The organism is Rugamonas violacea (genome assembly GCF_016461825.1).
Classification (GTDB): domain Bacteria; phylum Pseudomonadota; class Gammaproteobacteria; order Burkholderiales; family Burkholderiaceae_D; genus Rugamonas.
This window is the reverse complement of the sequence record NZ_JAEMNU010000037.1, coordinates 85,597-107,606: the sequence shown is the minus strand read 5'-3', so window position 1 is coordinate 107,606 and position 22,010 is coordinate 85,597. Positions and strand designations below refer to the sequence as shown.

Below are 22,010 nucleotides of genomic sequence, written 5' to 3'. Positions count from 1 at the left end.
ATATTGCGCAAACACTTGCGTTTTATTCAAGCCCGCAACATCGACATGCACAATGCCAGTTGCTAGTATCGGCGGACCCTCCCTCCTTCCCTATCGACTCCGCCGTTAGAAAGTGCACCATGCCTTCGATCCTGCCCGCGCTGGTGTCCTTCTTCTTCCTCGCCTACGGCATCTTTCTGCTGCGTAAGCACGGCGCCAGCCGGATCGGCCAACCCGCCTTGTTGATCTGCGCCGCCACGTTTTGCTGGCAAATCAGCTGGGCCGTGCTGTTCCAGCTCAAGGATGCGCATCATGCGCTAATTCTCGCCAAGTTCGGCTATCTGCTGATCCTCTTCCTGCCCACCACGCTCTACCACTTCATCGTCGAGCTGACCGGCCGGCAGGCCGAGCGGCGCTGGGTCGAGCTGTCCTATGGCGCCTCGGTCATCCTCGCCGTCGCCCTGCTGAGCAGCGACGCCATCGTCGCCGGCCTGCACTCCTACTTCTTCGGCTACTACCCGCGCGCCGGCTGGCTGCATCCGCTGCACCTGCTGCAAACCGTGCTGGTCGTGGCGCGCGGCCTGCATCTGCTGTACCGCCGCCAGCGCGCCGCCGTCGCCAGCGAGCGAACCCGGCTGCGCTACTGCCTGGCCAGCATGCTGGTTTATCTGCTGGCGGCGGTCGACTACCTGGCCAACTACGGCGTGCAGTTCTATCCACCCGGCGTGCTGTTCATCGCCGCCAGCCTCGGCCTGATCGCCCTGGCCACGGTGCGCCACGACCTGCTGACCGATCCGCTCGAACTGGCCGCCACCATCGCCCACGAGATGCGCACGCCGCTGGCCACCATCCGCAGCCAGGCCCGGGTGTTGAGCAAGAGCCTGCCGGAGTTGCTCGCCGGATATCAATGCGCCATCGCCCACGGCTTGCACGCGCCCGCCCTGCGTCCGGACAAGCTGGCCTATCTGGCCGATCTGGCCCAACTGATCGACGCCGAGGTGTCGCGCTCGAACTTCGTGGTCGACCTGGTGCTGGCCTCGGCCCGCGCCGGCACGCTGAACCGGCAAGACTTCGCCTTGCATTCCGTTAAGAAATGCGTCGACGAGGCACTCGCCCGTTATCCCTTCGAAAGCGCCATGCGCGACAAGGTGCGGGTGCGCATCGAGAACGACTTCACCTTTTACGGCTCGGACGTGCTGCTGGTGTATGTGTTGTATAACTTGTTCAAGAACGCCCTGCACGCGATTAAGTCGTCCGGACGCGGCGAGGTGGAGATCGAATTCTTCACCTGCGGAAAAGGAAAACAATTGGTGGTGCGCGATACCGGCCCCGGTATTCCCGAGGATGTGTTGCCGCACGTATTCGATCCGTTTTATACCACCCGCCAAGGCGGCGGCGGCACCGGCATGGGCCTGGCGTTTTGCCAGCGCGTATTAACCGCCTTCGGCGGCCAGATTCATTGCGAATCGAAGGCCGGGCGCTATACGATGTTTTCGCTGCAATTCCCCAGCGATTGCGCAACGCCGAAAAGATAATACCCGGTCCGCAGCCGGCGTATCGGTGTCAAACGAATTTTGGATTATTCAAATCCGATTCAAACTTTACGTCCGAATCCATCACGCCATTTAAATCCTCCTCTTCGCCCAGCACGAATATCTTTTCCTCGCGCAGCATTTGCAGAATAAACGGCTGTTGCTCGCGCAAGCGCCGTTTAAAGTCGGGGACCGAATACAGGTTGGGATTTATCTTGCGCCGCAAGATACGCTCGGCCACCGGCAAGCGGGATAACAGCTCGCCATAACTGGTGTTATCGCCGATCAGCAACAACTCGACATTGGTGTCCATGCCCTCGTGTTCCTTGGCCGTCGCGCCATACACAAAGGCGACATTCAACACCTTGGACAACGGTGCCAGCGCGGAGTTGAGCACGCTGACCAGACCGAAGGTCTTCTTCACCAGACTGCTCAATTCTCCATAGATCATGCACTCCCTGTTCGGCCGGAAACGCCGGACGTTGCCGATCCGCTCGGAAACGATCAGGCCGGAGTCGTGCAGGCGTTTCAGCTCGCGCTGGGCCGACGCGCTGCCCAATCCCGTCAAACGCATGATCTCATTCAGGTGGAAACCCTGGTTGACACGGACAAAAAGCAAACCCAGCAGCTTTTGCTGGGCGGGAGTGAAGAGGGCTTGGGCTATCATGAGCTAAATCTTAGCATGAATGAACTAGAAACTGGCTCGACAGTATTGTGCTTTCCACATTGCGCCCCGGCAAAAGGCCTCGAGTCAGCCGGCTTTGCAACAAGAACCGGCAAAACCGCCTTCTCGCCAACATCGGCAACGCCGTCCCCCCGGCCACAGCCCGGCCCTCTTCAAAATTTGCCCCTTCGGCAGAGCATGCCAAAAAATGGCATATTAAGCCTTATGCGGATATCCCCGGCAGTCCCGTAGGCCTGGGATGTGGGCAGACTCCCGCTGTCGTTCCCGCGCACGCGGGAACCCATGCGTCGCATGCTGTCAAGGTCGACATAGCGGGACCCATGCAGGCATGGTTTCTCACCTGCGCGAGAAACACGGCCTTAACCCATATTAAAAATATGCAAATCGACCGCAGGCTCGCGGCAATAAACAAAGCACATATGGCATATTCCAGAATAGATTTACGCAAACAGTTTATTGCCGCCAATTCCCTGAATAACTATCCTCGCCGCCATATTTAAAATCACTCATCGAAACCCGCCACTTGAATAAAACCCGGACGAAAAAAAACGGCACCCGAAGGTGCCGTTTCCATCAACCACTCAGCTCAATTACGCTTCGTCGTTATGCTGTGCCGCCGCTGCGGCCTGGGAAGCAACTTCAACCGCTTCCAGCTCGCTGGCCATATTGGCCTTCTCGGCGTTCAACAGGTTTTGGCGCTCTTCCACTTCCCACGCTTCTTTCTCTTTGCGTGCGCGGTGGAATGCCAGACCCGTACCGCCCGGAATCAGACGGCCGACGATGACGTTTTCTTTCAGGCCGCGCAAACCATCGCGCTTGCCCATAATCGCCGCTTCGGTCAGCACGCGGGTGGTTTCCTGGAACGATGCGGCCGAGATAAACGAATCGGTCGACAGCGATGCCTTGGTAATACCCAGCAGAACGTTTTCGTAGGTCGCCGGGATCTTGTTCTCGGCATCCATACGGTCGTTCTCGTCCAGCAGTTCCGAACGCTCAACCTGCTCGCCAACGATGTAGTTGGTGTCGCCGGCATTGACGATCTGAACGCGACGCAGCATCTGACGCACAATCACTTCGATGTGCTTGTCATTGATCTTCACGCCCTGCAGACGGTACACGTCCTGCACTTCGTCGACGATGTAACGGGCCAGCGCTTCGATACCCAGCAGACGCAGGATGTCTTGCGGATCGGCAGGACCGTCGACGATCATCTCGCCCTTGTTGACGACTTGACCATCGTGGACCAGCACTTGCTTGTCCTTGGTGATCAGGAACTCGTGCTTGTTGCCGTCCATGTCGGTGATTTCCAGACGCTGCTTGCCCTTGGTTTCCTTACCGAATGCAACGGTACCGGTCACTTCGGCCAGCATACCGGCATCTTTCGGCGAACGCGCTTCGAACAGCTCGGCAACCCGTGGCAGACCACCGGTAATATCGCGCGTCTTCTGCGATTCGGTCGGGATACGTGCCAGCACTTCGCCGACCGATACCGCCTGGCCGTCTTTGACCATGATCAGCGCGCCGACCTGGAAGCCGATCGCCACCGAGTGTTCGGTGCCGGCGATCTTCACTTCTTCGTTCGAGTCGTTCAACAGTTTGACCTGTGGACGCAGCGTTTTGGTCAAAGAACCGCGACGTTTCGCATCGATCACGACCAAAGTCGACAGACCGGTCACTTCATCGACCTGACGGGCAACGGTGACGCCTTCTTCGACGTTCTCGAAGCGCACCAGACCGGCGTACTCGGTGATGATCGGACGGGTCAGCGGATCCCAGGTCGCCAGGGCCGTACCGGCCTTGATGACCAGGCCGTCCTTGACGATCAGGGTGGCGCCGTACGGCACCTTGTGACGCTCACGCTCACGGCCGTGGTCGTCGGTGATCAGCACTTCGCCCGAACGGGAAATGACGATTTGCGCGCCCTTGCCGTTGGTGACGTAACGCATGGTCGAGGTGAAGCGGATGGTGCCGTTCGACTTGGCTTCCACCGACGATGCCACCGCCGCACGCGACGCCGCACCACCAATGTGGAAGGTACGCATGGTCAGCTGGGTACCCGGCTCACCGATCGACTGCGCCGCCACCACACCGACGGCTTCGCCGGAGTTGACCAGCACGCCACGGCCCAGATCGCGGCCGTAGCACTTGGCGCACAGGCCGAAGCGCGTGTCGCAAGTCAGCGGAGTGCGCACCTTGACTTCGTCGATCGACAGACGCTCGATCTCTTCGACCATGTCTTCGTCGAGCAGCGTGCCGGCTTCGTACAGGGTTTCCTGGGTTTCAGGATTGACCACGTCGTTGACGGTGACGCGGCCCAGCACGCGGTCGCGCAGCGCTTCGATGACTTCACCGCCTTCGACCATCGCCTTCATCAGCGCGCCGTTGGTGGTGCCGCAATCGTCGGCGATGACGACCAGATCCTGGGTCACGTCGACCAGACGGCGCGTCAGGTAACCCGAGTTCGCCGTTTTCAGTGCCGTATCGGCCAGACCTTTACGAGCGCCGTGGGTCGAAATGAAGTACTGCAACACGTTCAGGCCTTCGCGGAAGTTCGCGGTAATCGGCGTTTCGATAATCGAACCATCCGGTTTCGCCATCAGACCACGCATACCTGCCAGCTGGCGAATCTGCGCCGCGGAACCGCGGGCGCCCGAGTCGGCCATCATGTAAATCGCGTTGAAGGACTCTTGGGTGGACTTGGTGCCGTCACGTTTGATGACGTCTTCCACTTTCAGCTGGTCCATCATGGCCTTGCCGACTTCATCCGAGGTTTTGCCCCAGATATCGACCACCTTGTTGTAACGCTCGCCGGCCGTCACCAGACCCGAGGCGTACTGCTGCTCGATCTGTTTGACTTCGGACTCTGCGGCCGAAATCAGGGTGACTTTTTGTGGCGGTACCAGCATGTCGTCGACGCAGATCGAGATACCGGCGCGGGTTGCCAAACGGAAGCCCGACTGCATCAGTTGATCGGCGAACACGACGGTGGCACGCAGACCGCACTTGCGGAAGGACGTGTTGATCAGCTTGGAGATCTCTTTCTTTTTCAGCGCGCGGTTCAGCACTGAGAAAGGCAGACCCTTGGGCAGGATTTCCGACAGGATGGCGCGACCGATGGTGGTCTCGTAACGCGTCACGGTGCGGACGAATTCGCCCGTTTCGGCATCTTTTGGATGCTCGACGATACGCACGGTGATGCGGGTGGTCAGTTCCACTTCCTTGTTGTCGTAGGCACGGATGACTTCCGACACGTCCTGGAACAGCATACCCTCGTTCTTGGCGTTGATCGCCTCGCGGGTCGCGTAGTACAGACCCAGCACGATATCCTGCGACGGCACGATCGACGGTTCGCCGTTCGACGGGAACAGGATGTTGTTCGACGCCAGCATCAGCGTGCGCGCTTCCATCTGCGCTTCGATCGACAGTGGGACGTGGACCGCCATCTGATCGCCGTCGAAGTCGGCGTTGAATGCGGCGCAGACCAGCGGGTGCAGTTGGATCGCCTTGCCTTCGATCAGGACCGGCTCGAAAGCCTGGATACCCAGTCGGTGCAGCGTAGGCGCACGGTTCAACATGATCGGGTGTTCGCGGATCACGTCTTCCAGGATGTCCCACACCACCGGCTCTTGAATCTCAACCAGTTTCTTGGCAGCCTTGATGGTCGTGGCCAGGCCCATCAGTTCGAGCTTGTTGAAGATGAACGGCTTGAACAGTTCCAAGGCCATCAGCTTCGGCAGACCGCACTGGTGCAATTTCAATTGCGGGCCCACGACGATGACCGAACGACCGGAGTAATCGACGCGTTTGCCCAGCAAGTTTTGACGGAAACGGCCGCCCTTGCCCTTGATCATCTCGGCCAGCGATTTCAGCGGACGCTTGTTGGCGCCGGTCATCGCTTTGCCGCGACGGCCGTTGTCCAGCAGCGAATCGACCGCTTCTTGCAGCATGCGCTTTTCGTTGCGCGTGATGATCTCTGGAGCGCGCAGCTCCATCAGGCGTTTCAGACGGTTGTTACGGTTGATGACGCGGCGATACAGATCGTTCAGATCGGAGGTCGCGAAGCGGCCGCCGTCCAGCGGCACCAGCGGGCGCAGTTCCGGCGGCAGCACCGGCAGCACTTCCATGATCATCCAGTCCGGCTTGATGCCCGAACGTTGGAACGCCTCCAGCACTTTCAGGCGCTTGGCGTATTTCTTGATCTTCGCTTCGGACTTCGATTCCTTCAGTTCCACGCGCAGGGTCTCGGCATCGCGGTGGATGTCGATCGAGCGCAGCAGTTCACGGATACCTTCGGCGCCCATGAAGGCGGTGAAGTCGTCGCCGTACTCTTCGTACTTGGCGGCGTAGTCGTCCTCCGACATGATCTGGCATTTTTTCAGCGGGGTCATGCCCGGATCGGTCACCACGTATGCTTCGAAGTACAGCACGCGTTCGATGTCCCGCAGGGTCATGTCCAGCACCATGCCCAGACGCGACGGCAGCGACTTGAGGAACCAGATGTGGGCGGTCGGCGAGGCCAGCTCGATGTGGCCCATGCGCTCGCGGCGCACCTTGGCCAGCGTGACTTCGACGCCGCACTTCTCGCAGATCACGCCACGGTGTTTGAGGCGCTTGTACTTGCCGCACAGGCATTCGTAATCCTTGATCGGGCCAAAGATCTTGGCGCAGAACAGGCCGTCGCGCTCAGGCTTGAAGGTGCGGTAGTTGATGGTTTCCGGCTTTTTTACTTCGCCGTAGGACCACGAACGGATTTTTTCAGGCGACGCCAGACCGATCTTGATCGCGTCGAACGTTTCGTTTTGCTGTACTTGCTTGAATAGATCGAGCAGTGCTTTCATGTATCACTCCAGAGGTGATTAAATTTCTAATTCCTGAGACTACATTGCCCGGCGTGGTTTCCCAGCCGGGCTTTGTCGTACTCAAACCAAATGACAGGGATGCTGTCTTTTAGTTGCGTTCGAGGTCGATATCGATACCCAGCGAACGGATTTCCTTGACCAGAACGTTGAACGATTCAGGCATGCCGGCGTCGATCACATGGTCGCCTTTGACCAGGTTCTCGTACACCTTGGTACGCCCGTTCACGTCATCCGACTTGACGGTCAACATCTCTTGCAGCACGTACGATGCGCCGTACGCTTCCAGTGCCCACACCTCCATCTCACCGAAGCGCTGGCCGCCGAACTGGGCTTTACCGCCCAGTGGCTGCTGCGTGACGAGCGAGTAAGGACCGGTGGAACGGGCGTGCATCTTGTCATCAACCAAGTGGTGCAGCTTCAGCATGTGCATCACGCCAACGGTGACCTTGCGCTCGAACGCTTCGCCGGTGCGGCCGTCGTACATGGTGACCTGGTTCTTCGATGGCGTCATGCCCAGTTTGTGGGCGATCTCGTCAGGGTAGGCCAGATCGAGCATGCGGCGGATTTCCGACTCATGCGCGCCGTCGAACACCGGCGTGGCGAACGGAACACCTTTTTTCAGGTTGTTCGCCAGCTTCATGATCTCTTCGTCGTCGAACTGGTCCAGATCTTCCGGCTTGCCGTTTTCGTTGTAGACCACGGTCAGGAACTTGCGCATTTCCTCGGCCTTGGTGTGCAACGCCAGCATTTCGCCGATACGGATGCCCAGACCCTTGGCGGCCCAGCCCAAGTGGGTCTCGAGGATCTGACCGACGTTCATCCGCGAAGGAACGCCCAGCGGGTTCAGCACCACGTCGGCCGGCGTGCCGTCGGCCATGTATGGCATGTCTTCCACGGGAACAATACGGGAAACCACACCCTTGTTACCGTGGCGACCCGCCATCTTGTCGCCCGACTGCAGGCGGCGCTTGACGGCCAGGTAAACCTTGACCATCTTCTGCACGCCCGGTTGCAGCTCGTCGCCCTGGGTCAATTTCTTGCGCTTCTCTTCGAAGGCCAGATCGAACTGGTGACGTTTTTCGTTGATCGATTCCTTGATCGCTTCCAGCGCCACGGCGGCTTCGTCTTCCGATGGACGGATGTCGAACCAGTGGTATTTGTCCAGATCTGCCAGGTATTCTTTGGTGATCTTGGCGCCCTTGGCGAGCTTTTTCGGACCGCCGTTGACGACTTTGCCGATCAGCATTTTTTCCAGACGCTGGAAGGCATCGCCCTCGACAATACGCATCTGGTCGTTCAGGTCCAGGCGGAAACGCTTCAGCTCATCGTCGATGATCTGTTGCGCGCGCTTGTCGCGAACGATGCCTTCACGGGTGAACACCTGGACGTCGATGACGGTGCCGATCATGCCCGAAGGCACGCGCAGCGAGGTGTCTTTCACGTCCGAGGCTTTTTCACCGAAGATGGCGCGCAGCAGCTTCTCTTCCGGCGTCAACTGGGTCTCGCCTTTTGGCGTGACCTTGCCGACCAGGGTGTCGCCGGCCTGCACTTCGGCGCCGATGTAGACGATACCGGACTCGTCCAGACGGGCCAGTTGGTTCTCGGCCAGGTTCGAGATGTCGCGGGTGATTTCTTCCGCGCCCAGTTTGGTGTCGCGCGCAACAACCGACAACTCTTCGATGTGGATCGAGGTGTAGCGGTCGTCCTTGACGACGTTTTCCGAGATCAGGATCGAATCCTCGAAGTTCAGACCATTCCATGGCATGAAGGCCACGGTCATGTTCTGGCCCAGAGCCAATTCACCCAGGTCGGTCGATGCGCCGTCGGCGATCACGTCGCGCTTGGCGACACGGTCGCCAACCTTGACGATAGGACGTTGGTTGATGTTGGTGTTCTGGTTCGAGCGGGTGTACTTGATCAGGTTGTAGATGTCGACACCGACTTCGCCGGCGGTTGCTTCGTCGTCGTTGACGCGAATCACCACGCGGCCCGCATCGATGTAGTCGACGATACCGCCGCGCAGCGCCTGCACGGTGGTACCCGAGTCGACTGCCACGGTGCGTTCGATACCGGTACCGACCAGGGCTTTTTCCGGGCGCAGGCAAGGTACGGCCTGACGCTGCATGTTGGCACCCATCAATGCGCGGTTCGCATCATCGTGTTCCAGGAACGGAATCAGCGACGCTGCGACGGAAACGATCTGGCCCGGCGCCACGTCCATGTACTGGATGCGCTCTGGGGATACCAGGATGGTTTCGCCGGCTTCACGGGCCGATACCAGCTCATCGCTGAGCATGCCGTTCTTGTCGATGGTCGCATTCGCCTGGGCGATGATGTAGCGGCCTTCTTCGATGGCGGACAGGTAGTCGATCTGGTCGGTGATCTTGGAGCCTTCGACCTTGCGGTACGGGGTTTCCAGGAAGCCGTATTCGTTCAGGCGGGCGTACAGCGCGAGCGAGTTGATCAGACCGATGTTCGGGCCCTCTGGCGTTTCGATCGGGCAGACGCGGCCGTAGTGGGTCGGGTGCACGTCGCGCACCTCGAAACCGGCGCGTTCGCGCGTCAGACCGCCGGGTCCCAGGGCGGAAACGCGGCGTTTGTGCGTGATTTCCGACAGCGGGTTGGTTTGGTCCATAAACTGCGACAGCTGGGACGAACCGAAGAACTCGCGGATCGCGGCCGAGATCGGCTTGGAGTTGATCAGATCGTGCGGCATCAGGTTGTCCGCTTCGGCTTGGCCGAGGCGTTCCTTGACGGCGCGCTCGACGCGCACCAGGCCGGCGCGGAACTGGTTTTCGGCCAGTTCGCCGACGCAACGGACGCGACGGTTGCCCAGGTGGTCGATGTCGTCGACTTCGCCGCGGCCATTGCGCAGCTCGACGAGGATCTTGATCACGGCCAGCACGTCTTCGTTCGACAGCGTCATGGCGCCGGTCAGTTCATCGCGGCCGATGCGGCGGTTGAACTTCATGCGGCCGACGGCCGACAGGTCGTAACGGTCGGCGCTGTAGAACAGGCCGTTGAACAGGGCTTCGACCGAGTCTTCCGTTGGCGGCTCGCCTGGACGCATCATGCGGTAGATCGCGACACGGGCGGCCATCTGGTCGGCGGTGTCGTCGATGCGCAGGGTTTGCGAAATATAGGCGCCCTGGTCCAGATCGTTGGTGTACAGGGTCTGGATTTCCGACACATGGGCGTCGCGCAGACGGCCCAGCAGGTCTTCGGTCAGCTCGTCGTTGGCGGAGGCCACCACTTCGCCCGTTTCCGGGTCGACGATGTTCTTGGCCAGCACGCGGCCGAGCAGGTAGTCCTCAGGCACGGAGATGTGCTTGATGCCGGCCGCCTCGATGTCGCGCACGTGCTTGGCGTTGATGCGCTTGTCCTTCAGCACCAGGGTCTTGCCGGACTTGTCGACGATGTCGAAACGGGCCACTTCGCCACGCAGGCGCTCGGCGACGAATTCCATCTCGGCGCCTTCGGAGCGCAGATTGAAATTATCGAAGACGAAGAAGTTGGCCAGGATCTGCTCGTGCGACATGCCGATGGCCTTCAGCAGTATCGTTACCGGCATCTTGCGGCGGCGGTCGACGCGGAAGAACAGGATGTCCTTCGGATCGAACTCGAAGTCCAGCCACGAGCCACGGTAAGGGATGATGCGGGCCGAGAACAGCAGTTTGCCCGAGGAGTGGGTCTTGCCGCGGTCGTGCTCGAAGAACACGCCCGGGGAGCGGTGCAGCTGCGAAACGATGACACGTTCGGTACCGTTGATGACGAACGAACCGGTGGTCGTCATCAGGGGCAGTTCGCCCATGTAGACTTCCTGTTCCTTCATCTCCTTGACGACCGGCTTGGTCGGCGATTCCTTGTCCAGGATCACCAGGCGCACCTTGGCGCGCAGCGGCGACGCGAACGTCAGGCCACGCAGTTGGCATTCCTTGACGTCGAAGGCGGGGTCGCCCAGAACGTACGACAGGAATTCGAGGCGCGCAAAGCCATTGTGCGACACGATGGGGAATATCGAGGTGAAGGCCGACTGCAGGCCGTCGTTCTTGCGCGAGGACGGTTGTACGTCCTCTTGCAGGAAGCTATGGTAGGACTCGAGCTGGGTAGCCAGCAGGAACGGAACGTGGTGAACGTTGGCGCGCTTCGCGAATGACTTGCGAATGCGTTTCTTCTCAGTAAATGAGTAGTGCATGGACACTCCGTGAGTGACAGAAAGGATAGAAAATTCAGGTTTTGCTAGTGCATTTCAGCAGCAATGTTCGGCTGCATGTCACACAGACGAAACCTCAAGGTTCTACCATTTCCAGCTGATTCGATAAAACTGCAGCGAGGACAGACCGCTACAAATACGACAAAGACGACAAAGGAGCCAAAGCCGGATTTCCTCCTTTTAGAGAGGAAACCCGCAGCTTTGGCTCGTGGCGCTAACTAGCCGCCGTACAACGGAATTACTTGATTTCGGCTTTCGCGCCGGCTTCTTCCAGTTTCTTCTTACCGGCTTCAGCGTCAGCTTTCGAAATCGCTTCTTTGACGGTCTTAGGAGCGCCATCGACCAGATCTTTGGCTTCTTTCAGGCCCAGACCGGTGATTTCACGGACAGCTTTAATCACGCCAACTTTGTTCGCGCCGAAGTCAGCCAGAACCAGGTTGAATTCGGTTTGCTCTTCAGCGACAGCAGCAGCGGCGCCGCCGGCTGCAGGAGCCGACATTGCTGCGGCGGACACGCCGAATTTTTCTTCGAAGGCTTTGACCAGGTCGTTCAGGTCCATTACGGACATTTCGCTAACTGCTGCCAGGATGTCGTCTTTGCTAATTGCCATTTGAAACTCCAATAATTTTTTGATTCGTTAATACATCAGATTGGTACTTGAGAAAAACCGCCCCGGCGCGAGCCGGAGCGCGGCGCGCTATTAAGCGGCCGCCGGGGCTTCTTCTGCGGCCACTTCGGCCACAGGAGCTTCGCCCTCGGATTTTTTCGCTGCCAGGGCAGCCAGACCACGTGCAAAGCCCGATACCGGAGCCAGCATCACGCCCAACAGCTGCGCAATGAGGACGTCACGGCTAGGAATGCTTGCCAACGCGACGATAGCAGCTTTATCCAGCTGCTTGCCTGCGTAGTTACCTGCGGTGATGACCAGTTTGTCGTTGGTTTTAGCGAAGTCGGCGATGACTTTAGCTGCTGCAACGGCGTCGTCCGAGATCGAGTAGATCAACGGACCGGTCATGCTGTCGGCCAGGTTGGCAAACTGCGTGCCTTCCACGGCGCGACGAGCCAGCGTGTTTTTCAACACGCGCAGGTACACACCTTGGGTACGCGCTTTAGCACGAAGTTGCGTCAAGTGAGCAACCTGGATGCCACGATATTCGGCCACCACCACGGTTTGCGCAGTTGCTACTTTTGCGGAAACTTCGGCGACTACAGCCTTTTTGTCATTCAGATTGAGACCCACGGTCAACCTCCTTAAATGATGTTCGGTTTACATGACCCAATGGCCATGGACCTCGCATCGGTTCGAACACGGCGTCCGAAGTTAAGAAGTACAAAGAGCGGAATAAATTCCTGCAACATGGACTACAAAACTTGTTCGGGTACACCATCTGCGTTGGGTGCGCGCCGGTCGCCCGGTTTGCGTTTATCTTCCTGCACATGCGGTCGCAGTCGGCCCAACGGTCTTTGATTGTCCGACCGCCCCATGCGAGCATGGAACGTCCGGCCCAAAGATTCGCCCCGCCGCTTACAGGAAGCGACGGGGACTTGATACTTGAAACTTAAGCAGCCAGGGTGGTCTGGTCGACACGGACGCCAGCGCCCATGGTCGACGACAGCGACACCTTGCGCAGGTAAACACCCTTGCTGGTGGTCGGCTTGGCTTTGTTCAGGGCGTCGATCAGGGCAACCAGGTTGCTCTTCAGATCGGCGTCGTTGAACGACTTGCGGCCGATGGTGGCGTGGATGATACCGGCTTTGTCGGTACGGTACTGAACTTGACCGGCTTTCGCGTTTTTCACGGCGGTAGCGACGTCAGGGGTGACAGTGCCGACCTTCGGGTTAGGCATCAGGCCGCGTGGGCCCAGGATCTGACCCAGGGTACCGACGATACGCATGGTGTCTGGCGAAGCGATGACGATGTCGAAAGGCATGTTGCCGGCCTTGACCATTTCGGCCAGGTCTTCCATACCGACGATGTCGGCGCCGGCGGCTTTGGCCTGCTCGGCTTTTTCACCGGTGGCGAAGACGGCGACGCGAACGGTTTTGCCGGTGCCGGCTGGCAGCACGACGGAACCGCGGACGACCTGGTCCGATTTCTTCGGATCCACACCCAGTTGTACCGACACGTCGATCGATTCATTGAACTTGGCGGTGGCCAGTTCTTTGATCAGAGCGACGGCGTTGTCGAACGGGTATGCCTTGGTGCGATCGACCTTGGCCTTGATTGCTTTGACGCGTTTGGACAGTTTAGCCATGATTACACACCCTCTACCGTGATGCCCATCGAACGTGCGGAGCCAGCGATGGTGCGTACAGCAGCATCCAGGTCGGCAGCGGTCAGATCCGGGGATTTCAATTTAGCGATTTCTTCAGCTTGCGCGCGGCTCAGCTTACCGACTTTGTCGGTATGTGGCTTCGGCGAACCTTTGACAACGCCCGACAGTTTCTTGATCAGGAAGGTCGCCGGCGGCGTCTTCATGACGAAGGTGAACGATTTGTCGGCGAAGGCGGTGATCACGACCGGGATCGGCATGCCTGGTTCCATACCTTGGGTCTGCGCGTTGAACGCTTTGCAGAATTCCATGATGTTCAGACCGCGTTGACCCAGAGCTGGACCGATTGGTGGGGATGGGTTTGCTTTACCAGCTGGAACTTGCAGCTTGATAAAACCAATGATTTTCTTTGCCATGATTGGCTCCTATCTTTGGATTGAGTAGTAGCGCCCCACCCGGCGATGCCTTGCCTGGCGGGGCTCCTCTTGTCCGGGATTCGCTGCGGCGCTACATCACCGCGCGCACGTTCCGGGGACGCTTGCCGCTTATACTTTTTCGACCTGGCCGAATTCGAGCTCGACCGGGGTGGCGCGGCCGAAGATGGTGACCGAGACGCGCACTTTGGATTTCTCGTAGTTGACTTCTTCGACGTTGCCGTTGAAGTCGGTGAACGGACCATCCTTGATGCGGACTTGTTCGCCCACTTCGTACAGCACTTTCGGCCGTGGCTTCTCGATGCCTTCCTGCATCTGCTGCATGATCTTGTCGATCTCGCGGGCAGGAATCGGGGTGGGCTTGTTCGATTTGCCGCCGATGAAGCCGGTGACCTTGTTGGTGTTCTTGACCAAGTGCCAGGTTTCGTCCGTCATTTCCATCTCGACCAGGACGTAGCCCGGGAAGAAACGACGTTCGGTGACCGATTTCTGGCCGTTCTTGACTTCGACCACTTCTTCGATCGGCACCAGGATCTGGCCGAACTGGTCCTGCATGCCGGCGCGCTCGACGCGCTCCGTCAGGGCGCGCTGGACGCTTTTTTCCATACCCGAGTAGGCGTGGACCACATACCAACGTTTGTTGCTGACAGGCACACTTACGGGAGTGCTAAGCTCAGCGCCAGCATCTTGTGCCGGAACGCTGCCCGGCACTTCATCTTGCACATTTTCGCTCATTATTTTCTTATACCCAGAATGACGTCGTACAACAGGAACTCGAGAATCTTATCCGTGCCCCAGAGGAACACAGCCATCACCAGCACGAAGGCGAAAACGATCGCCGTGATCTGCGTGGCTTCTTTACGGGTGGGCCAAACGACCTTCTTGGTTTCGCGGACGGCTTCCTTGGCGAAATTCAGGAACTCACGGCCATTGCTGGAAGTGTAGGCAATTGCGACGGAAATAAGCAAACCACCCACAAGCGCAGCTACCCGCACCAGGGATGGTTGACCTGCCAGGTAAAAGAACCCGACGACTCCCGCAATTGCCGCAACCACTGCCAGCACGACTTTGATCTTGTCGTTTGACGTGCTAACGGTTTGCACGGATTGATTAGACATTTCTATTTTTACTTTCGGTGCCCTGCACCAGAATCGGTGGCAGGGACGGAGGGCATCGAACCCCCAACCTTCGGTTTTGGAGACCGACGCTCTGCCAATTGAGCTACGTCCCTACGTAAAACTTTTCGAAAAAAGGTCTGCTATTCTACCACCCGGGACACCCCGGATGGAAGCCCAGTTTCCTTCTTAGGCGATGATTTTTGCAACCACGCCGGCGCCGACGGTACGACCGCCTTCACGGATAGCGAAGCGCAGGCCTTCTTCCATCGCGATCGGGTTGATCAGCTTGACGGTGATCGACACGTTATCGCCTGGCATGACCATTTCTTTGTCCGCTGGCAGTTCGATCGAACCGGTCACGTCGGTGGTACGGAAGTAGAACTGTGGACGATAGTTGTTGAAGAACGGAGTGTGACGACCGCCTTCGTCTTTCGACAGCACATAGATCTCGCCGGTGAAGTGGTTGTGCGGCTTGATCGAACCCGGCTTGGCCAGAACTTGACCACGCTGAACATCTTCACGCTTGGTGCCGCGCAGCAGCAGACCGACGTTGTCGCCAGCCATACCCTGGTCCAGCAGCTTGCGGAACATTTCCACGCCGGTGCAGATGGTTTTGACGGTGTCGGTGATACCAACGATTTCGATTTCTTCGCCGACTTTGATGATGCCGCGTTCGATACGACCGGTAACAACAGTACCACGGCCCGAGATCGAGAACACGTCTTCCACTGGCATCAGGAAGGCGCCGTCAACAGCGCGCTCTGGCGTAGGGATGTACGAATCGAGTGCGTCGGCCAGTTGCATGATGGCTTGCTCGCCCATTGGGCCGGTGTCGCCGTCCAGCGCCATACGGGCCGAACCTTTGACGATCGGCAGGTCGTCGCCTGGGAAGTCGTATTTCGACAACAACTCGCGCACTTCCATTTCGACCAGTTCCAGCAGTTCCGCGTCGTCGACCAGGTCGCACTTGTTCAGGAACACGATGATGTATGGAACGCCAACTTGGCGGGCCAGCAGGATGTGCTCGCGGGTCTGTGGCATTGGGCCGTCAGCTGCGGAGCAAACCAGGATCGCGCCGTCCATCTGTGCCGCGCCGGTGATCATGTTTTTGATGTAATCGGCGTGGCCTGGGCAGTCAACGTGCGCGTAGTGACGGGCAGCCGTTTCGTACTCGACGTGGGCGGTGTTGATGGTGATGCCGCGTGCTTTTTCTTCCGGAGCTGCATCGATCTGGTCGTATGCTTTAGCTTCGCCGCCGAATTTTTTCGACAGTACGGTTGCGATCGCAGCGGTCAGGGTGGTCTTGCCGTGGTCGACGTGACCAATGGTGCCGACGTTGACGTGCGGCTTAGTACGTTCGAATTTACCTTTTGCCATTTTAGACTCCTAACGATTTGATGAGATTGCCAGGGCTCGCGCCCGACTGTCTTGATGCTGAGCGTGACGCTCCTGCGTACTACGAATTCTGGTGCCCTTTACGTGGATTGAACACGTGGCCTCTCCCTTACCAAGGGAGTGCTCTACCACTGAGCTAAAAGGGCTAATTTGTTGCGATGCACACAATGCAGTGCAGGTCACACTGGAGCGGGTGAAGGGAATCGAACCCTCGTCGTAAGCTTGGAAGGCTTCTGCTCTACCATTGAGCTACACCCGCGAGGTTTCGTTCATTCACTTCTTTACCACTCAGCATTCCTGCAACAACTTGGTGGAGGGGGCTGGATTCGAACCAGCGTACTCGAAAGAACAGATTTACAGTCTGTCGCCTTTAACCACTCGGCCACCCCTCCGCGAGGAACCGCAGAGTATGAAGCAACTACTTTGACTTGTCAACCCCGCCTGAACTATTTCTTTCAGTGATGATGAACCGTCTGCTTCGGGGCGAGATTGTAACTGCACCTTCCGCAATTGTGCAAGTGTTGTTTTTCAGAAGTTTTTTTCCTATACAATCGACAACACGCAAACGCACGGGAGCCGGGATTTGAAGAATCGAACGGGACGCTGGGGACACTGGCGCGGCTTGCTGCTGACCAACCTGGGGCTGTGCGCCCTGTACTTCCTCACCGGCCGCGCCGGCCTGCTGCTGGCCCTGCCGCCGGGCTACGCCTCGCCCCTATTCCTGCCGGCCGGCATCGCGCTGGCCGCCTGCGTCGTCGGCGGCGCCCGCCTGCTGCCGGCCGTCGCGCTGGGCGCGCTGGCGATCAACCTGGTCTACCCCGCGCTCAGCGCGCAAGGCGTCAGCGCCAGCGCCGTGCTGGCCGCCGCCGTGGCGGCGCTGGGCGCCACCCTGCAAGCCTGGGTCGGCGCGCGCCTGCTGCGGCGCTACGTCGAGCCGGGCCTGGGCGCCGGCCGCGACGTCGGCCGCTTCCTGCTGCTGGCGCCGCTGGTGGCGTTGATCTGCAGCAGCGTGGCGATGGCCGGCATGGCCCTCAGCGGCGTGCTGCGCTTCGCCGCGCTGGGGCCGGACTGGATGGCCTGGTGGATCGGCGACACCATCGGCATCCTGCTCGGCGCGCCGCTGATGTGGATCGCCGTCGGCCGGCCGCGCGCGCTGTGGTGGCGCCGGCGCTATCTGGTCGGCCTGCCATTGTTGCTGTCGAGCGCGGCCTTCGTCGCCATCTACCTGCAGGCCGACCGCTGGGAAACCACCCAGCAGATGCAAACCTTCCGCCTCAAGGCGCAACAGACCGGCGACCTGCTGCAGGCCCAGTTCAGCGAACACGAGCGCTTCATCTACGCGATGGCCAAGGCGCTCAACAACGGCTCGCCGCGCCAGCTGAGCGCCGAGGACTTCGGCAACCTGGCGCACGGCTACCTGGACCAGCGCCCCGAGCTGATGTCGCTGGCCTGGCTGGTGCCGCTCAGCGACGCCGAGCGGCCGGCCTTCGAGCGCTGGGGCCGCGCCACCATCGCGCCCAACTTCACCGTCCGCGCGCCCGAGCCGGGGTCGGGCCGGCTGGCGCCGTCGCCGCCACGGCCGCACTACCTGGCGGCCACCTTCATCGAGCCGGCCAACAACCGCATGTTCCAGGGCCTCGACTTCCTCGCCGAGCCGGTGCGCGCCGCCGCCGTGGCGCGGGCGCGCCAATCCGGCCAACCCACCGCCAGCGCGCCGATGGTGCTGCAGCGCCGCGAGGGCAAACTGCGCGGCATGCTGCTGCTGCAGGCCACCTACCCGGCGCGGCGGCACGACGGCGACGCCGGCATGCTGCTGATCGGCCTGCAGATGGACGGCTACCTCGACCAGGCGGTCAAGCGCAGCGAGTTCGCGCACTTCCTGATGCGCTTCGAGGACAGCGACGAAAGCGGCGCGCTGGCGGTGGTGCGCGACCAGCTGGGCCGGCCGCCGCAGCCCGGCGACTACCGGCACCAGTTGCACTTCGGCGGCCGCATCTACCAGCTGACGCTGGCGCCGAGCCCGGCCTACCTGCGCCAGCAGCGCGGCTGGCAGAGCTGGACCGTGCTCAGTTGCGGCCTGCTGCTGACCGGCCTGCTGGGCGCGCTGATGCTGCTGATCAGCGGCGAGCGGGCGCGCATCCAGGCCCAGGTCAAGGACAGCACGGCGCGTTTGCGCGAGCGCGAGGCGCGCCTGCAGGCGATCCTCGACAAGGCGGCCGACGCCATCCTGACCATCGGCGTCGACGGCCTGCTGGAGTCGGCCAACGGCGCCGCCGGCCGCCTGTTCGGCTACCCGCCCGAGCAACTGGCCGGCATGCCGCTGGCGCGCCTGCTGGCGGTCGACGCGGCCGGCCCGGCGGCGCTGCTGCGCGCCATCGCCAACGGCGCCAGCCACGAGCACGAGGCGCAGGGCTGGCGCAGCGACGCCAGCGTGTTCCCGCTGGCGGTCTCGGTGAGCGAGGTCGAGCTGCCCGACGAGCACCTCTTCGTCGCCATCCTGCACGACCTGACCGAACAGCACCGCGCCCAGGAACGCATCCACCGGCTGGCCCACCACGACCCGCTGACCGGGCTCGACAACCGCCTCTCGCTGCACCTGCGGCTCGGCCTGCTGTTGGCGCAGACGCGGCGCAACGGCGGCGCGGCGGCGCTGCTGTTCATCGACCTCGACCACTTCAAAAAAATCAACGACTCGCACGGCCACCAGACCGGCGACCTGCTGCTGGTGGCCGTGGCGCGGCGCCTGCAGGAGCTGCTGCGCGAGGTCGACACCATCGCCCGGCTGGGCGGCGACGAGTTCATCGTGGTCACCTCGGGCGACATCACGCCCGACGCCGCCAGCAACATCGCCGTGCGCATCGTCGACGCGCTGGCCGCGCCCTACCACCTGGACGGCAAGACCATCCACAGCGGCACCAGCGTCGGCGTGGCGATGTTCCCGGCCGACGGCGACGACGCCGACACCCTGCTGCGCCACGCCGACACGGCGATGTACGCCGCCAAGAGCCAGGGGCGGGGCAATTTCCAGTTCTTCTCGAACAGCATGAACGTCGCCACCCACGAGCGCCTGCTGCTGGAGAACCGCCTCTGGCTGGCGCTCGAACAGGGCGAGTTCGAACTCTACCTGCAGCCCCAGGTGGCGCTCGACGACCTGCGCATCATCGGCGCCGAGGCGCTGCTGCGCTGGCACCATCCGGAGCTGGGCCTGGTCGGGCCGGAGCGCTTCATCCCGATCGCCGAGGAGTCCGGCCTGATCCTGCCGCTCGGCGACTGGGTGCTGCAACAGGCCGTCGAGCTGCTGGCCGGCTGGCGCCAGCGCGGCCTGGGCCATCTGCGGCTGGCGGTCAACCTGTCGGCGCGCCAGTGCCACGGCGCCGGCCTGCTGCCGCAGCTGGACCGCCTGCTGGCCGGCGAAGGGGTCGACCCGGCCCTGCTCGAACTGGAGATCACCGAGTCGGCGGCGATGCAGGACCCGGAGCGCAGCCGCCTGCTGCTGCGCGAGCTGCGCGCCCGCGGCATCCAGGTGGCGATCGACGACTTCGGCACCGGCTATTCCTCGCTGAGCTACCTGAAGCTGTTCGAGATCGACCGCATCAAGATCGACCGCAGCTTCGTCAAGGACATCGAGAGCGATCCGAACGACGCCGTCATCGTCGAGGCGACCATCGCCCTGGCCCACTCGCTGGGGCTGGCGGTGATCGCCGAAGGGGTCGAGACGGCGGCGCAGCGCGACTTCCTGCGCGCCAAGGGCTGCGAGGAGGGCCAGGGCTACCTGTTCGCCCGGCCGATGCCGGCGCTGGCCTTCGAAGCGCTGCTGCAGCCGCTGGCCAAGAGCGCCTGAGGCGCGCGCCGACGCCGGCCGCCGCGGCCGGCTCAGGCTGGCGGCGCCGGCGCGGCCGGCTCAGAGCGGCGGCGCCAGCGCGGCCAGCACCTGCGCCTTGAGGGCGCGGATCAGCGAGGCCTCGTCGGCCGGCACGCCCTCCGGCGCGGCGTGCACGCGGTCGGCGTAGAACAGGCCGAGCGGCGCGCCGGCCAGCACCAGCGGCAGCACGATGAAGCTGCGCGCGTCCGGCAGCAAGCTGCGGTGCCAAGGCGGCAGCAGCTCGGCGATGTTGGGCGCGAAGGCGTCGGCGATCATCAGGTCGGCGTCGTTGTCGAGCGCCAGATGGAACAGGTCGTCGCCGCGCAGCGCGAAGGCGAAGCCGGCCAGGCGGGCGGCGTTCTGCTCGCCGAAGGCGATGCGGGCGCGGTACTGGCCGGCGCGGGCGTCCTTCAGGCAGACGGTGGCGAAGCGGAAGCCCATGCTGCGGTACAGCGTCTCCAGCACCGCCTGGATCAACTCGTTGGCGCGCTTGACGCCGCCGGCGCGCATCTGGCTGACGTCCTGCACCCCGGCCAGCAGCAACTCGCGCGCCTGCAGCGGCTTGCCGCTGGGGTGCCGGCCGCCGGCGGCCGTGGCGCCCGCCAGCGTGGCCTGCTGCAGCGCGGCCGGCAGGCTGCCGGGCCGGCCGGCGCCGGCCTCGCCGCCGGCCTCGCCGCCGGCCGGGGCCAAGGCCGGGGCCAAGGCCGGGGCCAACTGCATGCTGTCGAGCAGGCTGTCCATCTCGCGGCCGACGGCGCCGAACAGCGCGGCGACGCGGGCGCCGTCCAGGTTCAGCGCGGCGCCGTAGCGCAGCGCCAGCGCGCCCCCTTCGGCGCCGGCCGGGTCGACCCGGCGCACCAGCAGGCGCGCCGCGTCGGCGCCGAAGGCGACCACCTGGCGCATCCACTCGTGGCGGTTGGCGGCCGGCCGCAAGGCGCCGGGCGGCGGCGCGCTCAGGCTGTGGATGATCAGCTCGGGGATCTTCCACTCATGCAGGATGGCGGCCGACAGCGCGTCGTAGCTGGTGCCCAGCACCTGCTGCGAGGCCTGGCCCAGGCTCAATTCGCCCTGCCCGGCCAGCGCGGCGATCTCGCCGAAGCGCTCGTGCTCGCGCGAGGCGATCAGCAGCGCGCCGATGTTCTTGAACAGCGCGCCGATGGCGACCTCCTCGGCGCCCTGCCAGGCGCCGCTGCGCGCCAGCTCGCGGCCGAACAGGCTGGCGCACAGCGCCGCCTCCAGTTCCAGCCGCACGCTGTGGGCGTGGCGGCTGTTGGCCAGCGTGTCGACCAGCAGCATGGCCAGCGCGCTGGCCTTGACGTGGTCGAAACCGAGCAGGGAAATGGCGCGCGAGACGGTGGTGACGGTGCCGCCGGCGGCGCTGCGGAACAGCGGCGTGTTGGCCTGGCGCAGGATCTTCTGGGTCAGCGCGACGTCGGCCAGCACGAAGTAGGCCAGGCCCTGCGTGCCCAGGTCGTCGGCGTCGGCCAGCTGGACCACGCGGGCCACCGCCGCGCCCAGCGCGAACAGGCCCTCGTCGCTGCACAACTGCTTGAGCAGCACGCCGCGCGGAGCGCGCGGCGCGCCTTGCGGCGGCGTGTTCGAGGCCAGTGTCATGGCGTTCCCGTGGCTGTGGTGGCGGGGGGGGGGGGGGGGGGCCCGC

General features: G+C 61.9%; 13 protein-coding genes and 4 tRNA genes. 2 read left to right on the top strand and 15 right to left on the bottom strand.

Annotated elements, in window-relative coordinates; genetic code table 11:
• Window positions 1–119: 119 nt before the first annotated feature.
• Window positions 120–1,514, top strand: coding sequence for a sensor histidine kinase (locus H7U20_RS08095; RefSeq protein WP_199519080.1), 1,395 nt, complete (start codon window positions 120–122; stop codon window positions 1,512–1,514).
• Between the two features lie 28 nt (window positions 1,515–1,542).
• On the opposite strand, the gene H7U20_RS08090 is transcribed toward H7U20_RS08095, so the two are convergent.
• From H7U20_RS08090 to H7U20_RS08025, 14 genes are all read right to left on the bottom strand, one after another.
• Entirely contained in the window at window positions 1,543–2,178 is a 636-nt protein-coding gene (locus H7U20_RS08090) for a helix-turn-helix domain-containing protein (protein ID WP_199519079.1), read from the bottom strand.
• A 608-nt stretch (window positions 2,179–2,786) separates the two neighbouring features.
• Window positions 2,787–7,034, bottom strand: coding sequence for a DNA-directed RNA polymerase subunit beta' (gene rpoC / locus H7U20_RS08085; RefSeq protein WP_199519078.1), 4,248 nt, complete (start codon window positions 7,032–7,034; stop codon window positions 2,787–2,789).
• 109 nt (window positions 7,035–7,143) lie between these two features.
• The gene (gene rpoB, locus H7U20_RS08080) at window positions 7,144–11,250 is read right to left on the bottom strand and encodes a DNA-directed RNA polymerase subunit beta (RefSeq protein WP_199519077.1); all 4,107 of its coding nucleotides are present in this window, start codon (window positions 11,248–11,250) and stop codon (window positions 7,144–7,146) included.
• A gap of 256 nt (window positions 11,251–11,506) precedes the next feature.
• Entirely contained in the window at window positions 11,507–11,878 is a 372-nt protein-coding gene (gene rplL, locus H7U20_RS08075) for a 50S ribosomal protein L7/L12 (protein ID WP_093390852.1), read from the bottom strand.
• Between the two features lie 90 nt (window positions 11,879–11,968).
• On the bottom strand, window positions 11,969–12,508 hold the full coding sequence (gene rplJ / locus H7U20_RS08070) for a 50S ribosomal protein L10 (protein ID WP_199519076.1): 540 nt from the start codon (window positions 12,506–12,508) through the stop codon (window positions 11,969–11,971).
• Between the two features lie 319 nt (window positions 12,509–12,827).
• A complete protein-coding gene (rplA, locus tag H7U20_RS08065) occupies window positions 12,828–13,523 on the bottom strand; it encodes a 50S ribosomal protein L1 (RefSeq protein WP_199519075.1) in 696 nt (231 codons plus the stop codon).
• A 2-nt stretch (window positions 13,524–13,525) separates the two neighbouring features.
• Window positions 13,526–13,957 (bottom strand): 50S ribosomal protein L11, encoded by a 432-nt coding sequence (gene rplK, locus H7U20_RS08060; protein WP_199519074.1) that lies wholly within the window; start codon window positions 13,955–13,957, stop codon window positions 13,526–13,528.
• 129 nt (window positions 13,958–14,086) lie between these two features.
• Window positions 14,087–14,710, bottom strand: coding sequence for a transcription termination/antitermination protein NusG (gene nusG, locus H7U20_RS08055; RefSeq protein ID WP_093390823.1), 624 nt, complete (start codon window positions 14,708–14,710; stop codon window positions 14,087–14,089).
• On the bottom strand, window positions 14,710–15,093 hold the full coding sequence (gene secE / locus H7U20_RS08050) for a preprotein translocase subunit SecE (protein ID WP_199519073.1): 384 nt from the start codon (window positions 15,091–15,093) through the stop codon (window positions 14,710–14,712). The genes nusG and secE overlap by 1 nt, the downstream gene beginning before the upstream one ends.
• Window positions 15,094–15,130: 37 nt before the next feature.
• A tRNA-Trp gene (locus H7U20_RS08045) sits at window positions 15,131–15,206 on the bottom strand.
• 73 nt (window positions 15,207–15,279) lie between these two features.
• Window positions 15,280–16,470 carry an elongation factor Tu gene (gene tuf, locus H7U20_RS08040; RefSeq protein ID WP_199519072.1) on the bottom strand — a complete coding sequence of 397 codons (1,191 nt, stop codon included), beginning with the start codon at window positions 16,468–16,470 and terminating at the stop codon, window positions 15,280–15,282.
• A gap of 89 nt (window positions 16,471–16,559) precedes the next feature.
• Window positions 16,560–16,634 (bottom strand) — tRNA-Thr (locus tag H7U20_RS08035).
• 39 nt (window positions 16,635–16,673) lie between these two features.
• Window positions 16,674–16,747 (bottom strand) — tRNA-Gly (locus tag H7U20_RS08030).
• A gap of 49 nt (window positions 16,748–16,796) precedes the next feature.
• Window positions 16,797–16,880 (bottom strand) — tRNA-Tyr (locus H7U20_RS08025).
• Between the two features lie 191 nt (window positions 16,881–17,071).
• Here H7U20_RS08025 and H7U20_RS08020 point away from each other — a divergent pair.
• Entirely contained in the window at window positions 17,072–20,329 is a 3,258-nt protein-coding gene (locus H7U20_RS08020) for an EAL domain-containing protein (protein WP_199519071.1), read from the top strand.
• A gap of 60 nt (window positions 20,330–20,389) precedes the next feature.
• Here H7U20_RS08020 and H7U20_RS08015 read toward each other — a convergent pair whose 3' ends face one another.
• Window positions 20,390–21,964, bottom strand: a complete 1,575-nt coding sequence (locus H7U20_RS08015) for an HDOD domain-containing protein (RefSeq protein WP_199519070.1) — start codon at window positions 21,962–21,964, stop codon at window positions 20,390–20,392.
• Between the last annotated feature and the right edge of the window lie 46 nt (window positions 21,965–22,010).

Bases quoted from the DNA above. Each gene is read 5' to 3' on its own strand.
- rplK (WP_199519074.1), bottom strand. From the start codon at position 13,957: ATGGCAAAGAAAATCATTGGTTTTATCAAGCTGCAAGTTCCAGCTGGT.
- secE (WP_199519073.1), bottom strand. From the start codon at position 15,093: ATGTCTAATCAATCCGTGCAAACCGTTAGCACGTCAAACGACAAGATC.
- rplL (WP_093390852.1), bottom strand. From the start codon at position 11,878: ATGGCAATTAGCAAAGACGACATCCTGGCAGCAGTTAGCGAAATGTCC.
- tuf (WP_199519072.1), bottom strand. From the start codon at position 16,470: ATGGCAAAAGGTAAATTCGAACGTACTAAGCCGCACGTCAACGTCGGC.
- rplA (WP_199519075.1), bottom strand. From the start codon at position 13,523: ATGGCTAAACTGTCCAAACGCGTCAAAGCAATCAAGGCCAAGGTCGAT.
- rpoC (WP_199519078.1), bottom strand. From the start codon at position 7,034: ATGAAAGCACTGCTCGATCTATTCAAGCAAGTACAGCAAAACGAAACG.
- H7U20_RS08015 (WP_199519070.1), bottom strand. From the start codon at position 21,964: ATGACACTGGCCTCGAACACGCCGCCGCAAGGCGCGCCGCGCGCTCCG.
- rpoB (WP_199519077.1), bottom strand. From the start codon at position 11,250: ATGCACTACTCATTTACTGAGAAGAAACGCATTCGCAAGTCATTCGCG.
- H7U20_RS08095 (WP_199519080.1), top strand. From the start codon at position 120: ATGCCTTCGATCCTGCCCGCGCTGGTGTCCTTCTTCTTCCTCGCCTAC.
- nusG (WP_093390823.1), bottom strand. From the start codon at position 14,710: ATGAGCGAAAATGTGCAAGATGAAGTGCCGGGCAGCGTTCCGGCACAA.
- H7U20_RS08090 (WP_199519079.1), bottom strand. From the start codon at position 2,178: ATGATAGCCCAAGCCCTCTTCACTCCCGCCCAGCAAAAGCTGCTGGGT.